Origin of the sequence: Actinomadura madurae (assembly GCF_047130825.1) — a bacterium.
Lineage (GTDB): Bacteria > Actinomycetota > Actinomycetes > Streptosporangiales > Streptosporangiaceae > Spirillospora > Spirillospora madurae.
The window spans coordinates 3,521,650-3,542,474 of record NZ_CP083237.1; the positions used below are offsets into that span (position 1 = coordinate 3,521,650).

Annotated in this window: 22 protein-coding genes; 14 read left to right on the forward strand and 8 right to left on the reverse strand. The window is 73.1% G+C overall.

The features are described from left to right. The gene (locus K8Z49_RS15875) at positions 1-480 is read right to left on the reverse strand and encodes a hypothetical protein (RefSeq protein ID WP_075022597.1); all 480 of its coding nucleotides are present in this window, start codon (positions 478-480) and stop codon (positions 1-3) included. Further along, a complete protein-coding gene (locus tag K8Z49_RS15880; protein ID WP_075022596.1) occupies positions 477-1,112 on the reverse strand; it encodes a GNAT family N-acetyltransferase in 636 nt (211 codons plus the stop codon). The genes K8Z49_RS15875 and K8Z49_RS15880 overlap by 4 nt, the downstream gene beginning before the upstream one ends. A gap of 74 nt (positions 1,113-1,186) precedes the next feature. On the opposite strand from K8Z49_RS15880, the gene K8Z49_RS15885 reads away from it, so the two are divergent. Then, positions 1,187-1,831, forward strand: coding sequence for a TetR/AcrR family transcriptional regulator (locus K8Z49_RS15885; protein ID WP_075022595.1), 645 nt, complete (start codon positions 1,187-1,189; stop codon positions 1,829-1,831). On the opposite strand, the gene K8Z49_RS15890 is transcribed toward K8Z49_RS15885, so the two are convergent. After that, on the reverse strand, positions 1,828-2,340 hold the full coding sequence (locus K8Z49_RS15890; RefSeq protein WP_021597550.1) for an ATP-binding protein: 513 nt from the start codon (positions 2,338-2,340) through the stop codon (positions 1,828-1,830). The genes K8Z49_RS15885 and K8Z49_RS15890 overlap by 4 nt on opposite strands. Before the next feature lie 199 nt (positions 2,341-2,539). Here K8Z49_RS15890 and K8Z49_RS15895 point away from each other — a divergent pair, with 199 nt between their 5' ends. The 5 genes from K8Z49_RS15895 (at position 2,540) to K8Z49_RS15915 (ending at position 6,978) form a co-directional block, all read left to right on the forward strand. Beyond that, on the forward strand, positions 2,540-3,385 hold the full coding sequence (locus tag K8Z49_RS15895) for a helix-turn-helix domain-containing protein (RefSeq protein WP_021597551.1): 846 nt from the start codon (positions 2,540-2,542) through the stop codon (positions 3,383-3,385). Then, on the forward strand, positions 3,382-3,582 hold the full coding sequence (locus K8Z49_RS15900) for a DUF397 domain-containing protein (RefSeq protein ID WP_021597552.1): 201 nt from the start codon (positions 3,382-3,384) through the stop codon (positions 3,580-3,582). Before K8Z49_RS15895 ends, K8Z49_RS15900 begins: the two co-directional genes overlap by 4 nt. 123 nt (positions 3,583-3,705) lie before the next feature. Further along, on the forward strand, positions 3,706-4,725 hold the full coding sequence (locus K8Z49_RS15905; protein WP_111830921.1) for an LLM class F420-dependent oxidoreductase: 1,020 nt from the start codon (positions 3,706-3,708) through the stop codon (positions 4,723-4,725). Between the two features lie 98 nt (positions 4,726-4,823). Next, positions 4,824-6,533: an acetolactate synthase large subunit gene (locus K8Z49_RS15910; protein ID WP_024935012.1), complete on the forward strand. Its 1,710-nt coding sequence runs from the start codon at positions 4,824-4,826 to the stop codon at positions 6,531-6,533. Positions 6,534-6,558: 25 nt separating this feature from the next. Further along, positions 6,559-6,978 (forward strand): DUF3592 domain-containing protein, encoded by a 420-nt coding sequence (locus K8Z49_RS15915; protein WP_021597555.1) that lies wholly within the window; start codon positions 6,559-6,561, stop codon positions 6,976-6,978. A gap of 7 nt (positions 6,979-6,985) precedes the next feature. On the opposite strand, the gene K8Z49_RS15920 is transcribed toward K8Z49_RS15915, so the two are convergent. Together K8Z49_RS15920 and K8Z49_RS15925 are read right to left on the reverse strand one after the other, a co-directional pair. Further along, on the reverse strand, positions 6,986-7,786 hold the full coding sequence (locus tag K8Z49_RS15920) for a methyltransferase domain-containing protein (protein WP_021597556.1): 801 nt from the start codon (positions 7,784-7,786) through the stop codon (positions 6,986-6,988). 141 nt (positions 7,787-7,927) lie between these two features. Next, positions 7,928-8,143, reverse strand: a complete 216-nt coding sequence (locus K8Z49_RS15925) for a hypothetical protein (RefSeq protein WP_021597557.1) — start codon at positions 8,141-8,143, stop codon at positions 7,928-7,930. Between the two features lie 317 nt (positions 8,144-8,460). Here K8Z49_RS15925 and K8Z49_RS15930 point away from each other — a divergent pair, with 317 nt between their 5' ends. From K8Z49_RS15930 to K8Z49_RS15945, 4 genes are all read left to right on the forward strand, one after another. After that, entirely contained in the window at positions 8,461-9,651 is a 1,191-nt protein-coding gene (locus K8Z49_RS15930) for a sensor histidine kinase (protein ID WP_024935013.1), read from the forward strand. 25 nt (positions 9,652-9,676) lie between these two features. Then, positions 9,677-10,324: a response regulator gene (locus K8Z49_RS15935; RefSeq protein WP_075022592.1), complete on the forward strand. Its 648-nt coding sequence runs from the start codon at positions 9,677-9,679 to the stop codon at positions 10,322-10,324. An 84-nt stretch (positions 10,325-10,408) separates the two neighbouring features. Beyond that, positions 10,409-10,741 carry a hypothetical protein gene (locus K8Z49_RS15940; protein WP_021598497.1) on the forward strand — a complete coding sequence of 111 codons (333 nt, stop codon included), beginning with the start codon at positions 10,409-10,411 and terminating at the stop codon, positions 10,739-10,741. Between the two features lie 94 nt (positions 10,742-10,835). Further along, entirely contained in the window at positions 10,836-11,513 is a 678-nt protein-coding gene (locus K8Z49_RS15945) for a DUF4328 domain-containing protein (RefSeq protein WP_021598496.1), read from the forward strand. Between the two features lie 21 nt (positions 11,514-11,534). Here K8Z49_RS15945 and K8Z49_RS15950 read toward each other — a convergent pair whose 3' ends face one another. The 3 genes from K8Z49_RS15950 to K8Z49_RS15960 form a co-directional block, all read right to left on the reverse strand. After that, on the reverse strand, positions 11,535-14,873 hold the full coding sequence (locus K8Z49_RS15950; protein ID WP_412519431.1) for a DNA polymerase III subunit alpha: 3,339 nt from the start codon (positions 14,871-14,873) through the stop codon (positions 11,535-11,537). A 1-nt stretch (position 14,874) separates the two neighbouring features. After that, on the reverse strand, positions 14,875-15,150 hold the full coding sequence (locus K8Z49_RS15955; RefSeq protein WP_083597953.1) for a DUF6504 family protein: 276 nt from the start codon (positions 15,148-15,150) through the stop codon (positions 14,875-14,877). A gap of 106 nt (positions 15,151-15,256) precedes the next feature. Beyond that, positions 15,257-15,529, reverse strand: a complete 273-nt coding sequence (locus K8Z49_RS15960) for a hypothetical protein (protein WP_024935014.1) — start codon at positions 15,527-15,529, stop codon at positions 15,257-15,259. Positions 15,530-15,829: 300 nt separating this feature from the next. On the opposite strand from K8Z49_RS15960, the gene K8Z49_RS15965 reads away from it, so the two are divergent. The 4 genes from K8Z49_RS15965 to K8Z49_RS15980 all read left to right on the forward strand — a co-directional run bounded on the left by K8Z49_RS15965 (position 15,830) and on the right by K8Z49_RS15980 (position 20,794). Further along, positions 15,830-16,510, forward strand: a complete 681-nt coding sequence (locus K8Z49_RS15965) for a TetR family transcriptional regulator (protein WP_412519433.1) — start codon at positions 15,830-15,832, stop codon at positions 16,508-16,510. 80 nt (positions 16,511-16,590) lie between these two features. Further along, on the forward strand, positions 16,591-17,553 hold the full coding sequence (locus tag K8Z49_RS15970) for a quinone oxidoreductase family protein (RefSeq protein ID WP_075022588.1): 963 nt from the start codon (positions 16,591-16,593) through the stop codon (positions 17,551-17,553). Between the two features lie 73 nt (positions 17,554-17,626). Beyond that, positions 17,627-18,988, forward strand: a complete 1,362-nt coding sequence (locus K8Z49_RS15975; RefSeq protein ID WP_024935015.1) for a DUF4389 domain-containing protein — start codon at positions 17,627-17,629, stop codon at positions 18,986-18,988. Positions 18,989-19,066: 78 nt separating this feature from the next. Next, positions 19,067-20,794 (forward strand): serine/threonine-protein kinase, encoded by a 1,728-nt coding sequence (locus K8Z49_RS15980; protein WP_075022586.1) that lies wholly within the window; start codon positions 19,067-19,069, stop codon positions 20,792-20,794. Positions 20,795-20,825 lie beyond the last annotated feature (31 nt).

Consider the following 20,825-nt stretch of genomic DNA (forward strand, 5'->3'; position numbering starts at 1 on the left):
CTACCGGGCCATTCGCCCGTACATGCCGACCATGCTCTCCCCCGTGGCGTCCAGCAGGACCACCTGGGCGGCGACCTGAACGTCCGAATCGCCTGCCATGCCGGCGGCGCGGCGCTCCAGTTCGCCGGCGGTCCTGCGGCACAGCTCCCGCCCGCACGGGCCGAGCTTGCCGGCGGCGTCCCACAGGTCGTAGACGTCCCGGACCGCCGGGGCCTCGGCCACCTTCCCCGCCATCGCCGTCCCGCAGTCCATGTCCAGCGTGATCGATTCCAGCAGGCCGGACGCGCCGCCAAGGAACGCGACCTGCTCCTCCATGCGGGCGACCATGATGACCTGGACGAGCCCCTCCTTGACCGCCTCGCGCAGCCGTTCCGGCTCGATCGGGACGAAACGCTCGTCCGGCAGCTTCGGCAGCATCCGGCGAGCGGCCTCACGCGCCCCCTCGCCGTACATCACGAGCGTCTTCTCCACAGCGGTCATCGGTGCCTTCCCTCCACGTCGTCGGCGACGAGCTTCTCCGAGGCACCGTCCGGGGGCCGCCGCGGCGCGCCGTCCGGAGGTGGATCGGTCGCGATGCGGCTGAAGACGACCATGTCCCGGCTGACGCCGTCCGCGTCGCGTTCCGCACCGCGCGCGATGCCCTCGCGCAGGTAGCCGGCCTTCCGGGCGACGCGGATCGAGGCGTGGTTCGTGACCATGGCGCGCAGCTCGACGCGGAAGAGCCCGCAGTGGCGCAGCGCCCAGTCGGAGACCAGGGAGAGGGCCTCGGTGGCGTAGCCGCGCCCGCGCGCGCTCGGCCGCATCCCGTAGCCGACCTCGGACGTCAGATGCGACCAGTTCACCCTGAACAGCCCGATGGTGCCCCGCAGGTCGCCGGTATCGCGATCCGTCACCGCCAGATGGATTCCCAGGCCGAACCGCTGGACCTTGTGGACGCCCTCCCGCAGGAACCAGGCGAGGGGCTCGGCCTCCAGGGCGTCCGGGAAATTGGGCGGCAGGAAGTCCTCCCCGGCGCGGATCGCGTCGATCAGCGCGGGCGCGTCGTCCAGGCCGAACGGGCGCAGTACCAGCCGTTCACCCTCCAGGCGCACGTCCCCTCTGAAAGCGTCCACGCGCGCTCCCCTCACGTCACCCGCAAGCCCTGCTCGCACAGCACCAGGCCGCCCGCACAGAATAGGCTGTCGCGGTGAGTTACCAGCGTCTGTCCCCGGACGAACGGCGTGCCCAGATCCTGGGCGTGGCGCGGAGGATGTTCACCGAACTGCCCTACGCCGAGGTGTCCACGGCCGCCATCGCGCGGGAGACCGGCGTGCAGCGCGGCCTGATCCACTACTACTTCGGGACGAAGCGCGAGCTGTTCCTCAAGGTCGTCCAGGGGTTGACGGCGGCGGCGGCGATGCAGGCGCCGCCGGCGGACGAGCGGACGACGCTCCCCGAGGCGGTCGAGCTGTGCGTGAACCTGTTCCTCGACGCGGCCGAGCGGAACGCGACGACCTGGTTCGCCGCCCTGGACGCCGAGGGGTTCGGGCAGGACCCGGAGCTGCTGAGGATCGTCAACCGGTTCCGGGACGAGACGGTCGAGCACATGCTGGCCGTCCTCGGGGTGCCGGAGCCGACCGAGACGCTGCGGGCCGTCCTGCGCGTCTACTCCGGTCTGGCGGACGCCGCGACGCGCCAGTGGCTCCAGGAGAAGACCCTCGACCGCGACCAGGTGCACACGCTCCTCGCCAGGTCGCTGCTCGCCCTGGTGAGCGACATCGGCCCCGCTCTGGAGAAGCCCGCCGCGAAGCCCGACCCGGAGAAGCCCGCCTCGGAGCAGGCGGCTGACTAGGAGCGGCCGATTCCGGCGGTCCCGGGGAGGGCGAACCAGACGGCCTTCCCGCGGACGGACGGCCCGAGCCGGGACAGCGTCCGCCGCAGGCCCCAGCATCCGCCGGACAGCTCCTGGACGATGCTGAGCCCGCGCCCGCAGTCGCCGGACGTCCAGGAGTACACGGGCAGGCCGACGTCGGCGAACCCGTCGAAGACGGCGCACCGCACCTCGCCCGCCGTCCCGTCGCCCATGTAGAGCCACAGCTCGTGCGGGCCGTGCTCACCGGCGTGCTGGTGCGCGTTCGTGGCCAGTTCGCTCACCATGAGCTGGGCGTCGGCGATCACCTCGACCGGCACGCCCAGCGAGGCGAGCGCGTCGCCGAGGACGCGGCGCGCGTGGCCCGCGCATCCCGGGCCGCCCGGCAGGGCCCACACCCACCCGGGCACGCCGTCGCCCGGGGCCTGATCGCCGCCCTTCGTCGCGTCGGCCACGGTCGCGGTGGTCAGGTCGGCTGGCGTGGTGTTCACGGGTTCCTCCCGCGGTCTGCGTGCTCCGTGCCCGGGTGAGCGTCCCGGACGGTCACCATGAGTTCCCAGGCGGTCACGCAAACAAGCGTGTCGTGAGATTCTCACGCACGCAACACCCTTCACCGAATTGCTCTGGCCTTCCTGCCGGGTTCGTCAATCGCGTTGTGGCGAGCCCGCGGAATGGTAAGACTCCACTTCCATGACCTACCGCCCCACCGTCCGCGGCCGCCGTCTCGCCCGGGAGCTCCGCAAGCTGCGCGAGGAGCAGGGCCTGACCCTGCAGGAGGTGGCGGACCGGCTCGACTGGTCGCGCGCCACCGTCTCCCGCCTCGAAACCAGCCAGACGCGCCCGAAACCCGGCGACATCGCCGACATCCTCGACCTCTACGGCGTCCCGAGCCCGGATCGCGACGCGCTCATCACGCTCGCCCGGCAGGCCGGCCAGCGCGGCTGGTGGACGGCCTACCAGGACGTCTTCGCGGGCAGCTACGTCGCGCTGGAGGACGAGGCGTCCCACATCCGCACGTGGGACCCGCAGCTCGTGCACGGGCTGCTGCAGACCGAGCCGTACTCCCGCGCCGTGATCACGGCGGGCCGGCTGCTGCCGGGCCCGGAGGACATCGAGCGCCGCATCGCCGCCCGGAAGATCCGCCAGGCGCTGCTGGACCGCACCGACGCGCCCCGGCTGCACGTGATCTTCGACGAGGCGGTGCTGCACCGCCCGATCGGCGGCGAGGAGGTCATGCGGGGCCAGCTGGACGCCCTCGCCGGCGCCCCGAAAACCCACCCATCCGTGACCATCCAGGTACTTCCATACACGGCAAAGGAGCATGCGGGCCTAGACGGACGTTTCACCATATTGTCGTATCCAGACCCCGCAGACCCAGATATCGCCTACGTAGAGGGCACCATGGGCGACGTTTACCTTGAGAGCGCCGAGGCAATAGCAAAACATAGGTATCGCTTCGAACGGATCGAGGCGGCCGCTTTGTCCCCCGAGGATTCCGCGCACCTCATCGCCGAGGCAGCAAGGAGCAGCCCGTGACCAACCTGCAGCGCGAACTCACCGGTGCCACCTGGAGCAAGTCGTCCCACAGCGGGAGCGGCGACCAGTGCGTCGAGGTGGCGCCACTGGCCAGCGGTCTTCGCGCGCTACGCGACTCGAAGGACCCCGCCGGCCCGGCCCTGGTGCTGGAGCCGCCGGCCTGGCGAGGCCTCCTGGACGCGATCAAGAAGAGTTAGCGAACACACGGCAGGGGGCCGCGGCGAGCCACGCCGCGGCCCCTCGCCATGCGCGCGGCCCCCTTCCCAGAAAACTAGAACGAGTTCTAGTATCGGCGGTGCGTCGACAACCGGAGGGTGAACGTGACCGCGGAACTCAAGCTCGGCATCAACGTCGGCTACTGGCAGCGCGACCCCGACGACCAGACCGAGACGGTCCTGGCCGCCGAGCGCTGCGGCTACGACTCGGTCTTCACCGCCGAGGCGTACGGCTCCGACGCGTTCACCACGCTCGCCTGGTACGGCGCCCGCACGTCCCGGATCAAGCTCGGCACCGCCGTCGTCCAGCTGTCGGCGCGGACCCCGGCGGCGACCGCCATGCACGCGCTCACCCTCGACGCGCTGTCGGGCGGGCGGGTGATCCTCGGCGTCGGCGCGTCCGGCCCCCAGGTCGTGGAGGGCTGGTACGGGCAGCCGTTCCCGAAGCCGCTCGCCCGCACCCGCGAGTACCTCGACATCGTCCGGCAGGTGTGGCGGCGCGAGGCCCCGGTGACCAGCGAGGGCCCGCACTACCCGCTCCCCTACCCGGGCGGGACGGGCCTCGGCAAGCCGCTGAAGTCGATCGCGCACCCCGTCCGCCCGGAGATCCCCGTCTACCTGGGCGCCGAGGGGCCGAAGAACGTCGCGCTGTCCACCGAGGTCGCGCAGGGCTGGCTGCCGCTGTTCGTCGACCCGCAGCAGATCGACGGCGTCTTCGGCGCGTCCCTGGCGAACCGCCCGGACGGCTTCGAGATCGCCGCGACCGTCACCACGATCGTCACCGACGACCTCGCGTCCGCGCTGGAGTTCGCCAAGATCCCGCTCGCCTTCTACATCGGCGGCATGGGCGCCCGCGACCGCAACTTCCACCTCGACCTGATCGGCCGGCTCGGCTACGCCGAGCAGGCCGAACGCGTCCAGGAGCTGTTCCTGGACGGCCGCCGCGACGAGGCGGTCAAGGCCGTCCCGGACGAGCTGGCCGACGCCATCTCCCTCCTCGGCCCGCTCGGGCGGATCAGGGAGCGGCTCCCGCTGTGGCGCGACAGCCCCGTCACCACCCTGCTGATCGCCGGGGTGAAGGACGAGCCCACGCTCCGCGCGATCAAGGAAATGGCCGACGCGTAAGAGAGCAACGACACATCGGTTCGCGGAATGGAGGTAGGTACCGGGGTGCTGCACCCGACGCACCCCAGGAGAAACACAGACTGGAGATGGGACACACGATGTCCACGCAGGAGGACGCCGCCCGGCTGCTCGTCAGGACCCTTGAGGCGGAGGGCGTCGAATACGTCTTCGGCATCCCGGGCGAGGAGAACATCCATTTCGTCAACGCGCTGAACGACTCGGCGATCCGGTACATCCTCGTCCGGCACGAGCAGGGCGCGGCGTTCATGGCAGAGATCTACGGCCGGCTGACCGGCCGGGCGGGCGTGGCCTCCGCGACGCTCGGCCCCGGCGCGATCAACCTGCAGCTCGGCGTCGCGGACGCCACCACCAACAGCACCCCGGTCGTCGCGATCTCCGCGCAGGTCGGCCTCGACCGCATCTACAAGGAGTCGCACCAGGTCATCGACCTGGTGTCGCTGTTCCGCCCGATCACCAAGTGGGCGGAGCTGGCGCCCACCGCCGAGGCGCTGCCGGAGATGGTCCGCAAGGCCTTCAAGACCGCGCAGACCGAGCGTCCGGGCGCCGTCTACCTGGCGATCCCCGAGGACGTGGAGGCCGCGAAGGTCTCCGCCGGGCTGGCGCCGCTGCCGGTGAACGTCGTCCGCGCGCAGGACCCGTCGCCGTCCCAGCTCGCCCGCGCCGCCGACGTGATCGCGCTGGCGAGGCGGCCGATCGTGCTCGCCGGGCACGGCGCCGCCCGCGCCGGCGCGAGCGACGCCCTGGTGTACTTCTCCGAGCGCCTCGGCCTGCCGGTCGCGACCACGTTCAACGGCAAGGGCGTCTTCCCCGACGACCACCGCAACGCCCTCGGCGCCGTCGGCTTCATGCGCCACGACTACGTGAACTTCGGGTTCGACGAGGCCGACGTCCTCATCACCGTCGGGTACGAGCTCCAGGAGTTCGACCCGGTCAAGATCAACCCGGCCGCGGACAAGAAGATCATCCACATCCATCCGTCGCCCGCCGAGGTCGACGACCACTACCCGGTCGAGGTCGGCGTCCAGGGCGACATCTCCAGCACGCTCCGCGCGCTCGCCGACTCCATCCACCGCCGCTTCGACGTCAACGGCACAGACCGTCCTCCAGCCCCCACCCACCACCATTCAACGGACGAGCTCCGCTCGACAGGTCGCAGGATCCGGGAAATGCTCCGGGAGGAGCTCGCCGAGGGCGCCACCGAGGACGGGCATCCGCTCTCCCCGCGCCGCGTCGTCGCCGACGTGCGCGCCGCCATGGGCCGCGGCGACATCGTCCTCGCCGACACCGGCGCGGTGAAGATGTGGATGGCCCGCCTCTACCCGACCTACGAGCCGAACACGCTGCTGGTCTCCAACGGCCTGTCCTCGATGGGCTTCTCCGTCCCCGGGGCGATCGCCGCCAAGCTCGCCCACCCCGACCGCCGGGTCCTCGCCGCGACGGGCGACGGCGCGTTCCTGATGAACTCCCAGGAGCTGGAGACGGCCGTCCGCGAGAACATCCCGATCACGGTGCTCATCTGGGACGACTCCGCCTACGGCCTGATCGAGTGGAAGATGGACCTCGACCTCGGGCACAGCTCGAACATCCGGTTCGGCAACCCCGACTTCGTCCGGTACGCGGAGAGCTTCGGCGCCCGCGGCTACCGCGTCGAGTCGGCCGCCGAACTGCTCCCCACCCTCCGCAAGGCCCTGGCCGACGACACGGTCTCCGTCATCACGGTCCCGGTCGACTACTCCCACAACCTCCAGCTGACCGACAAGCTCGGCGACCTGACGGGCCCCTTCTGACCCTTGAATCAGTGATCATGGGGACATGTCGGCCACCATGCGGCGCCCCGTCCACATCACGGGCATCGTCCTCGCCTGCGTCCTCGGGCTGCTCACCGTCACCTGGGGCGGCGGCGCCGTGGCCGCCTGGGCCGGTCAGATAGGCAAGGAGAAGGCGAGGGCACGGGTCCTGGACGTCGACGGCACGCGCTCGTCCGGGCACATCACGGTCGAGTTCACCACGCGCCAGGGCCGCGCGGTCAGGGTGGAGGAACGCCGCCGCAGCTGGCCGGCGACCGTGCGGCAGGGCGGCACGATCGAGGTCGTCTACGCGGCCGACGACCCGGCGGGCAGCGTGGCACCGTTCCAGGACGTGGCGAAGGCGCCGTTCCTGGTGGGGCTCTTCGCGGCCGGGGCGGTCCTGTCCGGCGTCGTCGCCTACCGCACACGTCGCTCGACGGCGTGACGCGGGCTCAGACCCGAGCGATGATCTCGCCGTGGGTGACGGAGTACCAGCCGTCCTCGGCGGCCGCCCACTCCTTCCATGCCTCGTAGATGCGCTGGAGCTCTTCCCGGGTGGCATGCCCTCCGGCCACGGCGTGGTCGGCGACGGACGACCGGATCAGGCGCCCGCCCCAGGACTCGCTCCACCACTCGCGCTCCTCCGGGGTGGCGTAGCACCAGGCCGAGGCGGAGGCGGTGACGTCGGTGAAGCCGGCGGCGCGGGCCCAGGAGACCAGGCGGCGCCCGGCGTCGGGCTCACCGCCGTTCCCCCGCGCGACCCTGTAGTAGACCGGCAGCCAGGCGTCCATGCCGGGCGGTTCCGGATACCAGATCATCGTGCCGAAGTCGGCCTCGCGCACGGCGACGAGCCCGCCGGGCCTGGTGACGCGCCGCATCTCGCGCAGGGCGTGGACGGGGTCGCCGATGTGCTGCAGGACCTGGTGGGCGTGGACGATGTCGAAGGCGCCGTCCGCGAAGTCCAGGGCGTGGACGTCGGCGACCGCGACCTCGACGTTGTCCAGGCTCGCGGTGTTCCTGCGGGCCTCCTCCAGGACGGCCTCCGCGGAGTCGGCCGCCACGACCCGGCCGGGCGCCACGCGTCCGGCGAGCCCGGCGGTGATCGTGCCCGGGCCGCAGCCGACGTCCAGCACGGACAGGCCCGGACGCAGGTGCTCGATCAGGTAGGCGGCGGAGTTCTCGACCGTGCGCCACTGATGGGCGCTCAGCACGCTCTCATGGTGGCCGTGGGTGTAGGTCGCCTTCGCGGTCATCGGGGTCGCCTCTCTGTGTCCGGTGCCCCCACCGTACGACCACTTCTCACAATACGAGAACTCTGTATCAATATGCGAGACATAGCGGGCACGAAGAAGGGGACCGAGGCCGGTGCCTCGATCCCCTTCTCGACGAGTGCGTCAGGCCGCGGCGGCGACCCGGCGGGCGGGCAGGGACCGGACGGCCGGAACCGGCCGCACGGGCAGGGCCTCGACCTCGGCCAGCGGGCCCGTGGTCTCGGCGTAGGCGTTCAGCGTCGCGTGGGAGAGCTGGGTGAGCCACGGCTCCACGACGGTCCGCTCGGCGGGCCCGTCCAGCCGCGGGCGGGAGAGATGGAACGTGCCGGTCGCCTTCATGCCAACACCCCTTCCGAACCTGGCGGGCCGCGCCTGTGCGGATGCCACCGGTTGTCACATACCCCTAGGTACGTCGTTACAAGCCACTCGGTTCGACACCTGTTCCCAGGTGTCTCCTAAATCACAAGGTCAACGCTACTCAGCACCTCTGACATTCTCGAACGTCCATTCGATCCATCAGGATGCGGAGCGGGGCCGCGCGTCACGGAGAGCGACAACGGGCGGGTCACCCCGGGCGCACCGGACACGGCCTCGCGCGCAGGGTCGGCCGAATGGTCGATATCCCCGGCGGTCACGAGGCCCTACGCTGCGGCAGCGTGAGCGACGTCGCGTCGAAGCTGGACCGCATCCACTCGGTGGGCGGCTGCATGGTGCGCGTCGCGTACACGGCGTTCGTGACCCTGTTCCTCCTGGCCTGCGCGTACGCCGCCATCGAGGACCCTCCCGTCCTGTGGATGGTGGTCATCGCCGCGGTCGCCGGCGTCGCCGCGGTGATGGGACGGCGGCTCCTGCTGCCGTGGGCGGTCGCCGCCGGCGCGCTGTCGGTGCTCAGCACCCTGTTCCTCGGCCTCACGGACTACCCGGAGGAAGGCGCCCCGAGCGTGTTCGCGGAGATCGGCGCCCTGCTGATCGTCATGACGCGGACGGTGTGGCGGACCCGCCGCCAGCCCCTGATCCCGACTGCGGTGCTGCTCGGCGCGGCCATCCTCGCGGTGCCGATGCGCTGGTCGGTGCTCGCGGCGGCGCTGATCACCGCGCCGCTCGGCATCGCGGTGGCGATCGCGCTCGGCGTCGGCCTCTACCTGCGCGCGCTGGACGCCCGGCGGGCCCGGTCGCTGGCGGCGGCGCGGCGGGACGAGCGGCTGGAGCTGGCCCGCGACCTGCACGACTTCGTCGCCCACCACGTGACGGGCATCGTCGTCCAGGCGCAGGCGGCCCGGTTCGCGGCCGGGGCCGGGGCGGGGCCGACGCAGGAGCAGCTCGACCGGATGTTCGGCGGGATCGAGAAGGCCGGCACCGAGGCGCTCACCTCGATGCGCCGCATGGTGGGCCTGCTGCGCGACGCCCAGCACGTCAACGCGCCGGACGGGGACGCCCTCCCGGACGGCGGCTCCACCCGTCCCCTCGGCGACCTCGCGCAGCTGAAGGACCTCGTCGAGGGGTTCACCCACCCGCCCGCCGCGCTCACCCTCGCCCCCGGCCTCGGGACGCTGCCGCCCGAGGTCGCGGCGTCGGCCCACCGCGTCGTCCAGGAGGCGCTGACCAACATCCGCAAGCACGCCGCCGACGCCGCGAACGTGCGGGTGTCGGTGGCGCGCGTCGGGCGCGACGTCGAGGTCGCGGTGCGCAACGACGGGCGGGGGCGCGGGCGGCGGCTGCCGTCCGGCGGGTTCGGGCTCACCGGCCTCGCCGAGCGGATCGGCGCCCTCGGCGGCCGGCTGCACGCGGGCCCGCGCCCGGAGGGCGGCTGGGAGGTCGTCGCGCTTCTGCCCGCGGGGGACGGCTGATCCCGATTGCTGACAGAATCGGTGGGTGGCCATCCGCGTACTGATCGCCGACGACCAGGAGATGGTCCGGACGGGGTTCCGGATGATCGTCGACTCGCAGCCCGACATGCAGGTGGTCGGGGAGGCCGCCGACGGCGCCGAGGCCGTCGCGCTGGCCCACCGGCTGCGCCCCGACGTGTGCCTGTTCGACATCCGGATGCCGCGGATGGACGGCCTGGAGGCGACCCGCGCCCTCGCCGGCCCCGGCGTCGCGGACCCGCCCCGCATCGTGATCGTCACCACCTTCGACATGGACGAGTACGTGTACGGGGCGCTGCGCGGCGGCGCGGTCGGGTTCCTGCTCAAGGACAGCGGCCCCGCACTGCTGGTGGAGGCCGTCCGCGCGGCGGCGAACGGCGGGTCGCTGGTGTCGCCGTCCATCACCGTCCGGCTCCTGGAGCGGCTGGCCCGGCCCCGCCCGGTGCCCGCACAGCCCAGCGAGCCGCTCACCGGCCGGGAGCTGGACGTGGTGAGGCTCGTCGCGCGCGGCCGGACGAACGAGGAGATCGCCGGGGAGCTGTTCGTGTCGCTCTCCACGGTCAAGACGCACCTCGGGAGCCTCTCCCGCAAGCTGAACACCCGGAACCGGGTGGAGACGGCGGCCTGGGCCTGGGAGTCGGGCCTCATGACCTGACCTGCACGGGCACGGGCACCGGCACGGGACGCGGCGAGACGGGGAGGGACGGCACTGGCACCGGAGTCGCTGAACGGCCTGCCCGTGACCGTCCTGGTCATCTGGGCGCTGTGCGCCGCCGGCTGGGGCGCCGTCCTCGCCGGCCTGCGCAACGGGCTGCGCGGGCCCGCCCGCGCCCCCGCCCTGTTCGCGCACACCGCGACCCCGGCGGGCGTCGTCCTGCTCTTCTCGCTGATCGGCTTCGGGTCGCTGCACGCCACGATCGCGCTGACCGCCGAATGGTGGGCACTGCTGGCCGTGACCGGGTTCCGTCCCGAGCGGCTGCTGTCCACCGGCGGCCTCGCCCGCCTCGCCGCGTGGGCCGCCGTCACCGCCGCCGCCGCCTACGCGGCGACACGGCTCGTGTTCCACGTGTGACGATTCGGTGAGACCCCGAACCCGCGTTGGGCCGAGTCGGTCAAACGTACGTAGTATCCGGAGCAGGCGACCGCAAAGACCAGGGAGGTGGATCATGCCGTGTGCGCTGTGCGGCGACATCATCCCCACCGAGGTCGACCGGTGCCCGGCCTGCGGCGCGTGGGCGCGGCGCCGCGACTTCCGCGCCGTCGGCGTGGCCGTGTTCATGCTGCTCGGCTTCAACGCCTTCGTCGCCCTCGGCTCGGGGATCAGCCTGCTCAGGATGGCGGAACCGCTGCGCGGGGCGACCCACGACAGCTATGACGCGGCCGCCACCGGCAAGGCCCTCGCCCCCTACGCCGACGTGTTCACGATCGGCACGATCATGGCCGGGGTCACCGGCCTGCTGTACCTCACCTGGCTCTGGCGCGCGTACCGGCAGTCCCCCGGCCCCCACCGGCACCACCGCGCCTGGGTGCTCCTCGGCTGGTTCCTCCCGGTCGTCAACCTGTGGCTCCCGCCCCGCGTGGTGTACGAGGTCTGGGTGAACAGCGGCCGCTACCGGACGGCCGAACGCCAGGCCGCCGGGCTCGTCGTCGCGGGCTGGTGGGCCTGCGCCATCCTCGGCCTCCTCCTCGGCTACGCCTTCACGCACGGCAGCGTCGACACCCTCGCCGAAGCCCGCTTCGACGTCCACGTCGGCGTCGCCGCCGCCGCTTTCCAGGCCCTCGCCGCCGCCCTCTGCATGGCCACCGTCTTCCAGATCACCCGGATCCAGGTACTGCGGGATTAGCCCCCTGCGCAGGCGGGGTTCCTAGGAGGGCGGGGGGCCTGAGCTGCCTTGGCTGGTGTGCCATAGGGCGGTCTTGGGCGGGCGTTTGACGGCCGGGCCCGCGTGGCCGATGTCGGAGTACGGGGACATCGCGAAGCCGGTCGGCTGGACGATGCGGCGGCCCACCGGGCGGCCGGGGACGGCCGGGCGCGCCATGGCCGCGCGGACGGCGTCCGGTCCGCCGCGGCGCCATTCCTCGTACAGGGTGTTCAGGTCCCAGCAGGCGTTCGCGGTGATCGAGACGGCGCGGGCGCCGGCGCGGCGGAGGCGGCCGCGGGCGACCAGGAGCCAGGAGCCGAAGACGGTGGCGGCGCACCGGTCCTGCACCGACTCGAAGAACGTGAGGTCGACCGGGCCGGTCGCGTCGTCCAGCGTGGCGAAGATGACGCGCTGGCCCGACCTGACCGCCGGGGTCTGGGTGGCGACCTTGACGCCGGCGACCAGGACGTCGCTCCCGTCGGGGCGTCCCGGCAGGTCAGCGGCGCGGACGGCGCCGATTCCGGCGAGCAGGCCGGCGTAGAACGTCATGATGTGCCGGCTGACGTCCATGCCCAGGATGTCCAGCTCCGCCTCGACGACCTCGGCGGGCGTCATCGGCGGCAGCCCGCCCGCCGGGATCTCCTCGGCCGGGCCGGGCGGGGTCGCGTCGCCGAGCGGAAGCTGGCCCTCGGGGACGCGGCCGGGACGGGCGGTGGCGCGGTCGAGGGCGCCGACCCGGCAGAGCAGGTCGCGGCGCGGGACGCCGTCGTGGACGGTGTCGAACGCCCCGGCCAGGACGAGCCGCTCCGCGGTCGGGCGGGACACCCGGGCGCGGCGCCGGAAGTCGGTCAGCGACGCGTAGGGCCGGGCATCGACGATCGCGCCGACCTCGGCGGCGGAGATTCCCCTGACCTCGCTCAACGCGACCCGGATGCCGGTCGGGCCGCCCTCGGAGACGGGCTCGGCGTGCCAGTCCGCCGCCGAGCGGTTGACGTCCAGCGGCAGGATCGGCACGCCGAAGTGCCGGGCGTCGTCAAGGATGACCCGCTTGGGGTACATGCCGGGGTCGTGGGTCAGGACGCCGGCGTAGAAGGCGGCCGTGTGGTGCCGTTTCAGCCAGGCCGACTGGTAGGTGGGCAGCGCGAACGACGCGGCGTGCGCCTTGCAGAAGCCGAACGCGCCGAACGCGGTCAGCGTCCGCCAGACGCGGTCGACGGTCGGCCCGTCATAGCCGCGGGCCAGCGCCCGCTGCCGGAACCAGGCGCCGACGACGGCCTGCCCGCGCTCGTGGTTCAGGCTCCGCCGCGCGGCCTCCGCCTGGGAGAGCCCGCATCCGGTCATCACGTCGAAGATCCGCAGCACCTGCTCGTGGAAGACCACCACGCCGAGGCTCTCCCGCAGCACCGGTTCGAGGTCGGGATGCGGGTACTCCGGCTCCCGGACGCCGGCGCGGGCCTCCAGGAACGGCGACACCATGTCGGAGTTGACCGGGCCCGGACGGAACAGCGAGATGTCGATGACCAGGTCGTCCAGGTCGCGCGGCTGGAGGCGGCCGATCAGCTCCCGCTGGCCGGGCGACTCGATCTGGAAGCAGCCGAGCGTCCGGGACGTGCGGACCAGCTCGTACGTCGCGGGATCGTCGCGCGGGACGTCCTCCAGCGCGATCTCCTCCCCGGTCAGCCGGGCGACCTCCGCCACCGCGTGCGCCATCGCCGACTGCATCCGGACGCCGATCACGTCGAGCTTGAGCAGGCCCATCGCCTCGACGTCGTCCTTGTCGAACTGGCTCATCGGGAAGCCCACGGCCGCCCGCTCGATCGGCGTGCGGTCCCGCAGGCCCGGGTCCGACAGCAGCACGCCGCACGGGTGCATGGCGATGTGGCGGGGCAGGCCGTCCAGGCGCTCGGCGATCCGGAACAGCACCTCCAGGCGGCCCGCCGCGAGGCCGCTCTGCCGCAGCTCGGGCAGGTCGTCCAGCGCGGCGCGGATCTGGCTCGCCCTGATCTGCGGGAACGCCTTGGCGATCGCGTCGATCTCGTGCGGAGGAAGGCCGACGGCGTTGCCGACGTCGCGCAGCGCGCTGCGCGCCCGGTAGGTCTCCATCATCGACACGCACGCCGTGGCGTCGGCCCCGAACCGGTCGAACAGCGCCTCGTAGGCCTCCAGCCGCCGCGCCGACTCCACGTCCAGGTCGATGTCGGGCAGGCCCTCGCGGCTGTCGGCGAGGAACCGCTCCATGACCAGGTCGTGCCGCAGCGGGTCGAGGTCGCCGATGCCGAGCAGGTAGGTGACCAGGCTGCCCGCGCCCGAGCCGCGGATGGCGCAGCGGATGCCGCGCGACCTGATCAGCGCGGCGGCGTCCGCGACCGTGAGGAAGTACGGCGCCAGGCCCTTGCGGGCGATCACGCCGAGCTCGGCGTCGAGCCGGTCCGCGGCCTTGCGGGACCCGGCGAGCCCGCGCCTCGCCGTCCCCTCGGCGCACCGGGCGACGAGGCGGGCGTAGGGCTCGCCGCCGACGGCCGGCAGGTGGACCTCGTCCATGCCGAGGTCGCGGCCCGGGTCCAGGACGCAGCGCTCCGAGAGCCGCCGGGTCTCCGCCAGCAGCGCCTCGGCCTCCCGCGGGCCGCAGCTCAGCTCCGCGACCCGGCGCATCTCGGGGATCGGCTTCAGGTAGGCCTGGCCGGTCCGGTCGTCCAGATGCCGCCGGTCCAGCGGGACGAGCCGGCGCGTCACGTCCAGCACCTGCGCGACCGGATGGTCGGCCGGATCCAGGTACCGGACGGCGTTGCCCAGCACGGCGGGCACCCCGGCCTCGCGGGCGAGCGCCAGCATGCGGGCGGCGCGCGGGCCGTCGCCCCGGTCGCGGTGGTCCACGATCTCGATCACGGTCTCCGCCGCGTCCCGCCAGGCGGCCAGCCGCGCCGCCGCGACGTCGGGGCGCCGCCCGGTGACGGCGCGCCCCACGTCCGACATCGGGCCGAGGAGCACGATGAGCCCGTCGGCGTGGGCGCCGACCATCTCCCGCGTCACCAGCGGGTTCCCGCGCTCGCCCGCCGCGTGCGCCGCCGTCACCAGCCGGCACAGCGACCGCCAGCCGGCGCGGCCCTCGGCGAGCACGACGATGCGCTCCTCGCCGGTCGAGACGACCTTGAGGTCGGCGCCGACGACGGCTCCGATGCCGGCGTCGGCGCAGGCCCGGACATGCCGGACGGCGCCGTACAGCCCGTCGCGGTCGGTCAGCGCCAGGGTCTCCATGCCGAGGCCCGCCGCGCGCTCGGCCAGCGCCGCGGGCGGCGCGACCCCGAACCGGAGCGAATAGGACGAAGCGACATGAATATGCACGTCAGTCCCATACCCGGGAGAGCAGCCAGCTGTCGGCCGCCACGTCATAACGCAGCTCGTAGACGCCGATCTCCCTGTCCGGGGTCGCCTCGACCCGCCAGAACTCCCGCTCGCCGGTGGCCTCGCCGTCGGGGCGCTGCTCCCGCCACCAGTCGCGGGTCGTGACCCAGTGCTCCAGCACCCGCCGGACGGTGTAGAGCCGGCCACGCCAGACGAACCGGACCGGACGCCCATCGCTCACCCAGACGTCCACCGGATCGCCGAACACGCGTGTCATCTGCCTCCCCCTCGCGCTCACCGCACGGGGGAAGAACATGCGGACGTTCGAACAGACGTTCGCACCCGAGTCTAGGGAAGCCCCCGTCCCGGGAGCAAGGCGGGGGTCAGCCGAGGAGCGCGCGAATACGCTCCGCGACCCCGGTCAGCTCGGTGACGTCGGCCATGCCGCCGCCGGGCCACAGATAGAGCCACGTGTCGCCGGAGGGAGTGGCGACGACCATGAGCCGGCGCCGCGTCCGCGGGCCGAGCACCGCCAGCAGCGACCCGTCCGGCCCGGCGAACCTCCAGGCGAGGCCGCGGGCCTCCAGCTCGCGCGCGAGCGCCGCGAGGTGACGCCTGCGCACCTCGGCGATGTCGCGCCCACCGACTACAGACACATCAGCCGCCTCAGCAGGTCCATGCCGCCCGGATGACCATGGGCGATCGTCCGGCGACGGTTGGTGACCGTGCTCCAGCATGGCCCGAAAACCGCGGCTGCGCAGCGAGAATCCGGAGAGTGGGAGGGCTGTTCCGCGTTCTCGCGGGGATGGTCCGCGGGGAGCGGCGCGACGTGCCGCGCCGTCGTGCGCCAATCGTTCCGTTCCTGGAACCCGGCGTCCATGCGGAGGCTCCGTCCGTGATAGAAGCCTCTGTGAGACGCGCACCGCCCGCGTCAGGCTGACAGAAGGAGCGAGCCGATGAGCGCCGTCCCCGCCGGCGACCCGTCAGGCCACACCCACCACCCCGCCCCCGAGCAGGGCCGCGCCCTCGCCGGGCTCCGCGAGCGCAAGAAGCAGCGGACCCGGCTCGCGCTCATCGACGCGGCCCTGGACCTGTTCCTCGCCAAGGGATACGAGGCCACGACGATCGACGAGATCGTGGCGGCGGTCGAGGTGTCGCAGCGGACGTTCTTCCGCTACTTCGGCACCAAGGAGGACGTCGTCACGAGCTTCCTCTCCGAGCACGACCAGCTCATGGGCGAGGCGCTCGCCGCCCGTCCCCCCGGGGAACGGCCGTTCACCGCGCTGTTCGAGTCGCTGCGCGTGGTGCTGCGCACGATCGCCGACGGCGACCCGGCCGACGGCGCCCGGTGGCGCCGCGTCCGGCAGGTGATCGAGGCGACGCCGTCGCTGATGGCGGCGCAGATGGCGCGGTACTCGGCGTCCACCGAGGCCCTCGCGGCCGAGATCGCGCGGCGGGAGGGCGTCGACCTGGAGAACGACCCGCGGCCGCGGATCCTGGTCGCGTTCTACCTGGCGACCGTCAAGGTCGCGTTCGAGGAGTGCGCCCGCCGGGAGATCTGGGACGCCGGGACGGTCGCGGCCCGGGTCGAGCGGGCGGTGACGCTCGCCGCGCAGACGATGCGCGACTGGGTGTGACCGCTCCGCGGCCGGAATAGCCGGCGAGCACCCCGGGTTCTCCGGATCGTCCGCCGCAGCCGGCCAGCCAGGAGCATCCCATGCGTGCGATCGTCGTCACCCGCACCGGCGGCCCCGAGGTGCTGGAGCCCGCCGAGCGTCCCGCCCCGGAGCCGGGTCCGGGCGAGGTGCTGGTCGACGTGGCGGCGGCCGGGGTCAACTTCATCGACGTCTACTACCGCACGGGCGCCTACGAGCAGGAGCTCCCGTACACGCCGGGCCTTGAGGCGGCGGGGACGGTCGTCGCGGTCGGCGACGGCGTCCGGGAGTTCTCCGTGGGAGATCGCGTCGCCTGGTCCGACGTGCAGGGCTCCTACGCGGAGCAGGCCGCCGTCCCGGTGGCGAAGGCCGTCCCGGTCCCGGACGGGGTCGGGTTGGAGGACGCCGCCGCGTCGCTGCTGCAGGGCATGACGGCGCACTACCTCACCCGGTCCACGTATCCGGTCAAGGAGGGCGACACCGTCCTGGTGCACGCGGCGGCGGGCGGGATGGGCCTGCTGCTCACCCAGGCGGCCAAGGCGCTCGGCGCCCGGGTCCTCGCGACGGCGTCCACCCCGGAGAAGGAGAAGCTCGCGAAGGCCGCCGGCGCGGACGTCACCATGGGCTACGACGGTTTCGCCGACCGGGTCCGGGAGCTGACCGGCGGCGCGGGCGTCGCCGCCGTGTACGACGGCGTGGGAGCGCCCACGTTCGACGGGAGCCTCGCGAGCCTCCGGCGGCGCGGCACCCTGGCCCTGTACGGGGCGGCCGGCGGGGCCGTCCCGCCGTTCGATCCGCAGCGCCTCAACCGCGCCGGGTCGGTGTACCTGACGCGGCCGACCCTCCGCCACTTCGTCGAGGAGCGGGACGAGCTGCTGGAGCGCGCCGCCGACGTCTACGGCTGGGTGGGATCGGGCGAGGTGAAGGTCCGTGTCGGGCACCGCTACGACCTCGCCGACGCCCGCGCCGCGCACGACGATCTGCAGGCGCGGCGGACCACCGGGAAGCTCCTCGTGATCCCCTAGCGGCCCTCCGGGAGCCCGCCGGCTCCCTTAGGGTGGGCCCGGAGAGACGATCTTCCGAGGAGCGCCACCCCCCATGACGACGACCGCCGCCGGACCCCTGGAGCACGACGAGCCCCGTGTCCTCGGGCCCTACCGCCTGCTCGGCCGGCTGGGCCGCGGCGGCATGGGCACCGTCTACCTCGGCGCCGAGCCGGACGGGCGGCGCGTCGCGGTGAAGGTCGTCAACCGGGAGCTGGCCGGGGAGCCCGCGTTCCTCGCCCGGTTCCGCCGGGAGGTGACCGCCGCGCGGCGCGTCCACCGGTTCTGCACCGCGCCCGTGATCGACGCCGAGCTCGACCAGGACCCGCCGTACATCGTCACCGAGTACATCGACGGGCCGAACCTGGAGAAGGCCGTCCGCGACAAGGGGCCGCTGCCGGGCTCCGACCTGGAGGGCCTCGCGGTCGGCGTCGCCACCGCGCTCGCCGCCATCCACGGCGCCGGGATCGTGCACCGCGACCTCAAGCCCGCCAACGTCCTGCTCTCCTCGACCGGCCCGCGCGTCATCGACTTCGGCATCGCCCGCGCCCTCGACGCCCCGAACGGCCCCACCCGCACCGGCCAGTTCGTCGGGACGCCCGCCTACATCGCGCCCGAGGTGCTGCGGGGCGAGCCGGTCGAGCAGGCGTCGGACGTGTTCTCGTGGGGCTGCGTCGTCGCCTACGCCGGGACCGGCCGTCCCCCGTTCCACGCCACCACGGTCGCGGAGACGTTCCGCCGCATCGAGCACGACGAGCCCGACCTCGCCGGCCTCGACCCGCGACTGCGCGACATCGTCGCCGCCGCGCTCGGCAAGGACCCGCGCAACCGCCCGACCGCCCGGCAGATCCTCACCCGGCTCGTCGGCCAGGACAGGGCCGACCTGGAACAGGCCGTGGAGACGATATCCGCGTCCTGGCACGGGTTCGGGCCTGCGCAAGCGCCGGTTCCGGAGCCGGTTCAGGGGCAAGACCCGGCGCGGGGGGCGGAGCCGGGCACGCCGCCCGCCGCCGAGCCGGTGCCGGGCGAGCGCTCCCGCCCCGTCGACGCGCGGGAGCCCGAGCCCGCGCGGCAGGCCGGCGCCACCGTGGAGCCGGCCGCGGACGAGCCGACGGTCATGGTCGACCTGCCGTTCCCGGACTCCTGGCGCGGCCCGAGGCGCTGGTTCATGCTGCTCAAAGGCTTTCTCGTGATCCCGCACCTGGTCGTCATGCTGGTCATGTACACCGCGCTGGTGCTCGTCATGATGGTCAGCTGGCTGGTGATCCCGTTCACCGGCCGGTACCCGCGCGCTCTGTACGCCCTGGTCGTCGGATGCCAGCGGTGGTCCGGCCGGGTCGTGGCGTACGCGTTCGGGCTCACCGGCGAGAGGATGCCGCCGTTCCGGACTCTTCCGCGGGCGCGCCGAACGCGCTGACACCTTCGCGCGTCGGAAAGACGGTGGCGCCGCTAGGGTGCTACCGCAAAGACTCCCGATATTTCCGTCAGGACCACGATGACCACGCACGCAGGAGAGAACGGCGAGGCCCTGCGCCCCGAGGACCCCGCGGAGCTCGGCCCGTACCGGCTGGTCGGCCGGCTCGGCCGGGGCGGCATGGGGACGGTCTACCTCGGCGAGGATCCGTCCGGACGCCGCGTCGCGGTGAAGGTGATCAACCGGGAGCTGGCCGGGGAGGGCCCGTTCCGCGACCGGTTCCGCCGGGAGGTGACCGCCGCGCGGCAGGTGCGCCGGTTCTGCACGGCGCCCGTGATGGACGCCGAGCTCGACCGGGACCCGCTGTACGTCGTCACCGAGTACATCGAGGGGCCGAGCCTGGAGAGCGCCGTCGCCGAACGCGGCCCGCTCCCCGGCTCCGACCTGGAGGGCCTCGCGGTCGGCGTCGCCACCGCGCTCGCCGCCATCCACGGCGCCGGGATCGTGCACCGCGACCTCAAGCCCGCCAACGTCCTGCTGTCCTCGACCGGGCCGCGCGTCATCGACTTCGGCATCGCCCGCGCCCTCGACGCCGCCGACGGTCCCACCCGCACCGGCCAGTTCGTCGGGACGCCGAACTACCTGCCGCCCGAGCTGCTGCGCGGCGAGCAGGTGACCCCCGCGTCCGACGTGTTCTCCTGGGGCTGCGTGGTCGCCTACGCCGGGACGGGCAGCGCGCCCTTCGCGGGCAACACGGTCCCGGAGATCTTCTACCGCGTCGCGCACGACGAGCCGAAGCTGGACGGCCTCGACCCCGGCCTGCGGGACGTCGTCGCCGCCGCGCTCGACAAGGACCCGCGCAACCGGCCGTCCGTCCAGGACCTGCTCGGGCGGCTCGTCGGCAACGAGAAGACCGATCCGGCGACGCTCGCCGAGACCGTCCAGGCGAGCTGGCACGGCCCGGCGGCCGGCCCCACCGTGCAGGGAGCGGCCGGGCAGGGGACCGGCGGGCAGGCGCCCACCGCGCAGGCGGCCTTCCAGCAGCCGACCGCCCAGCTCGGCGGGAACGCGACCCGCGAGGACGCGCGCCCCGGGCGGGGCGGCGCGAAGCTCCGGCGCCCGCTGATCATCGCCGGGGCGGCCGTCGCGGTGCTGGCCGTGCTCGCCGTCGTGGGATTCACGGTGCTGCGCTCGGACGGCCCGCCCGACGACAACCTGGCCACCGCGTTCGCCGACGACTTCTCCGACTCCAACTCCGGCTGGGGCGACAGCATCCTCGACGAGTACGACTACGTGAACGGCAAGTACCAGCTGAAGACCTCCGGCACGACCGGCTCGATCAGCCGCACGGTGCCCAAGGACAAGGTGGAGGACTTCCCCGACCCGATGCTGGTGACCGTCACGGCGTCGGCCGAGGGTCCCGCCGACGGCCGGTTCGGCGTGGAATGCCGCATGAACGAGGCCGGCAAGAAGAAGTACGTGTTCCTTCTCCGCAACGACGGCAAGGGCGCGGTGCTCCGCAAGGTCAACGGCGACCTCGGCACGAAGGAGCTGGCGAGCCCCGACTCGGTGCCGGGCTTCGAGGCGAACGGCCAGAACAGGCTCCAGGTCGCCTGCGAAGGCCAGGAGAAGGACGGCCCGAAGGTGCGCCTGCGGCTCTGGGTGAACGGCGACAAGGTCATCGACGAGACCGACACCGACCAGCCGCTGCCCAACGGCAAGGTCGCCCTGACGGGCGAGCGCGGCGGCAACGCCGCCCAGCAGATCACCGTGAGGTTCGACGACTTCGACATGTCGAAGATCCAGTAACCCGCCGGGCGGACGCCGGCAGGCCGCCGGG

Excerpts from the sequence above, each read along its gene's own strand:
- K8Z49_RS15925 (WP_021597557.1), bottom strand. The coding sequence starts at position 8,143 with ATGAAGGCGACCGGCACGTTCCATCTCTCCCGCCCGCGGCTGGACGGG.
- K8Z49_RS15875 (WP_075022597.1), bottom strand. The coding sequence starts at position 480 with ATGACCGCTGTGGAGAAGACGCTCGTGATGTACGGCGAGGGGGCGCGT.
- K8Z49_RS15955 (WP_083597953.1), bottom strand. The coding sequence starts at position 15,150 with ATGACACGCGTGTTCGGCGATCCGGTGGACGTCTGGGTGAGCGATGGG.
- K8Z49_RS15970 (WP_075022588.1), top strand. The coding sequence starts at position 16,591 with ATGCGTGCGATCGTCGTCACCCGCACCGGCGGCCCCGAGGTGCTGGAG.
- K8Z49_RS15980 (WP_075022586.1), top strand. The coding sequence starts at position 19,067 with ATGACCACGCACGCAGGAGAGAACGGCGAGGCCCTGCGCCCCGAGGAC.
- K8Z49_RS15910 (WP_024935012.1), top strand. The coding sequence starts at position 4,824 with ATGTCCACGCAGGAGGACGCCGCCCGGCTGCTCGTCAGGACCCTTGAG.
- K8Z49_RS15895 (WP_021597551.1), top strand. The coding sequence starts at position 2,540 with ATGACCTACCGCCCCACCGTCCGCGGCCGCCGTCTCGCCCGGGAGCTC.
- K8Z49_RS15915 (WP_021597555.1), top strand. The coding sequence starts at position 6,559 with ATGTCGGCCACCATGCGGCGCCCCGTCCACATCACGGGCATCGTCCTC.
- K8Z49_RS15965 (WP_412519433.1), top strand. The coding sequence starts at position 15,830 with ATGAGCGCCGTCCCCGCCGGCGACCCGTCAGGCCACACCCACCACCCC.
- K8Z49_RS15920 (WP_021597556.1), bottom strand. The coding sequence starts at position 7,786 with ATGACCGCGAAGGCGACCTACACCCACGGCCACCATGAGAGCGTGCTG.
- K8Z49_RS15945 (WP_021598496.1), top strand. The coding sequence starts at position 10,836 with ATGCCGTGTGCGCTGTGCGGCGACATCATCCCCACCGAGGTCGACCGG.
- K8Z49_RS15975 (WP_024935015.1), top strand. The coding sequence starts at position 17,627 with ATGACGACGACCGCCGCCGGACCCCTGGAGCACGACGAGCCCCGTGTC.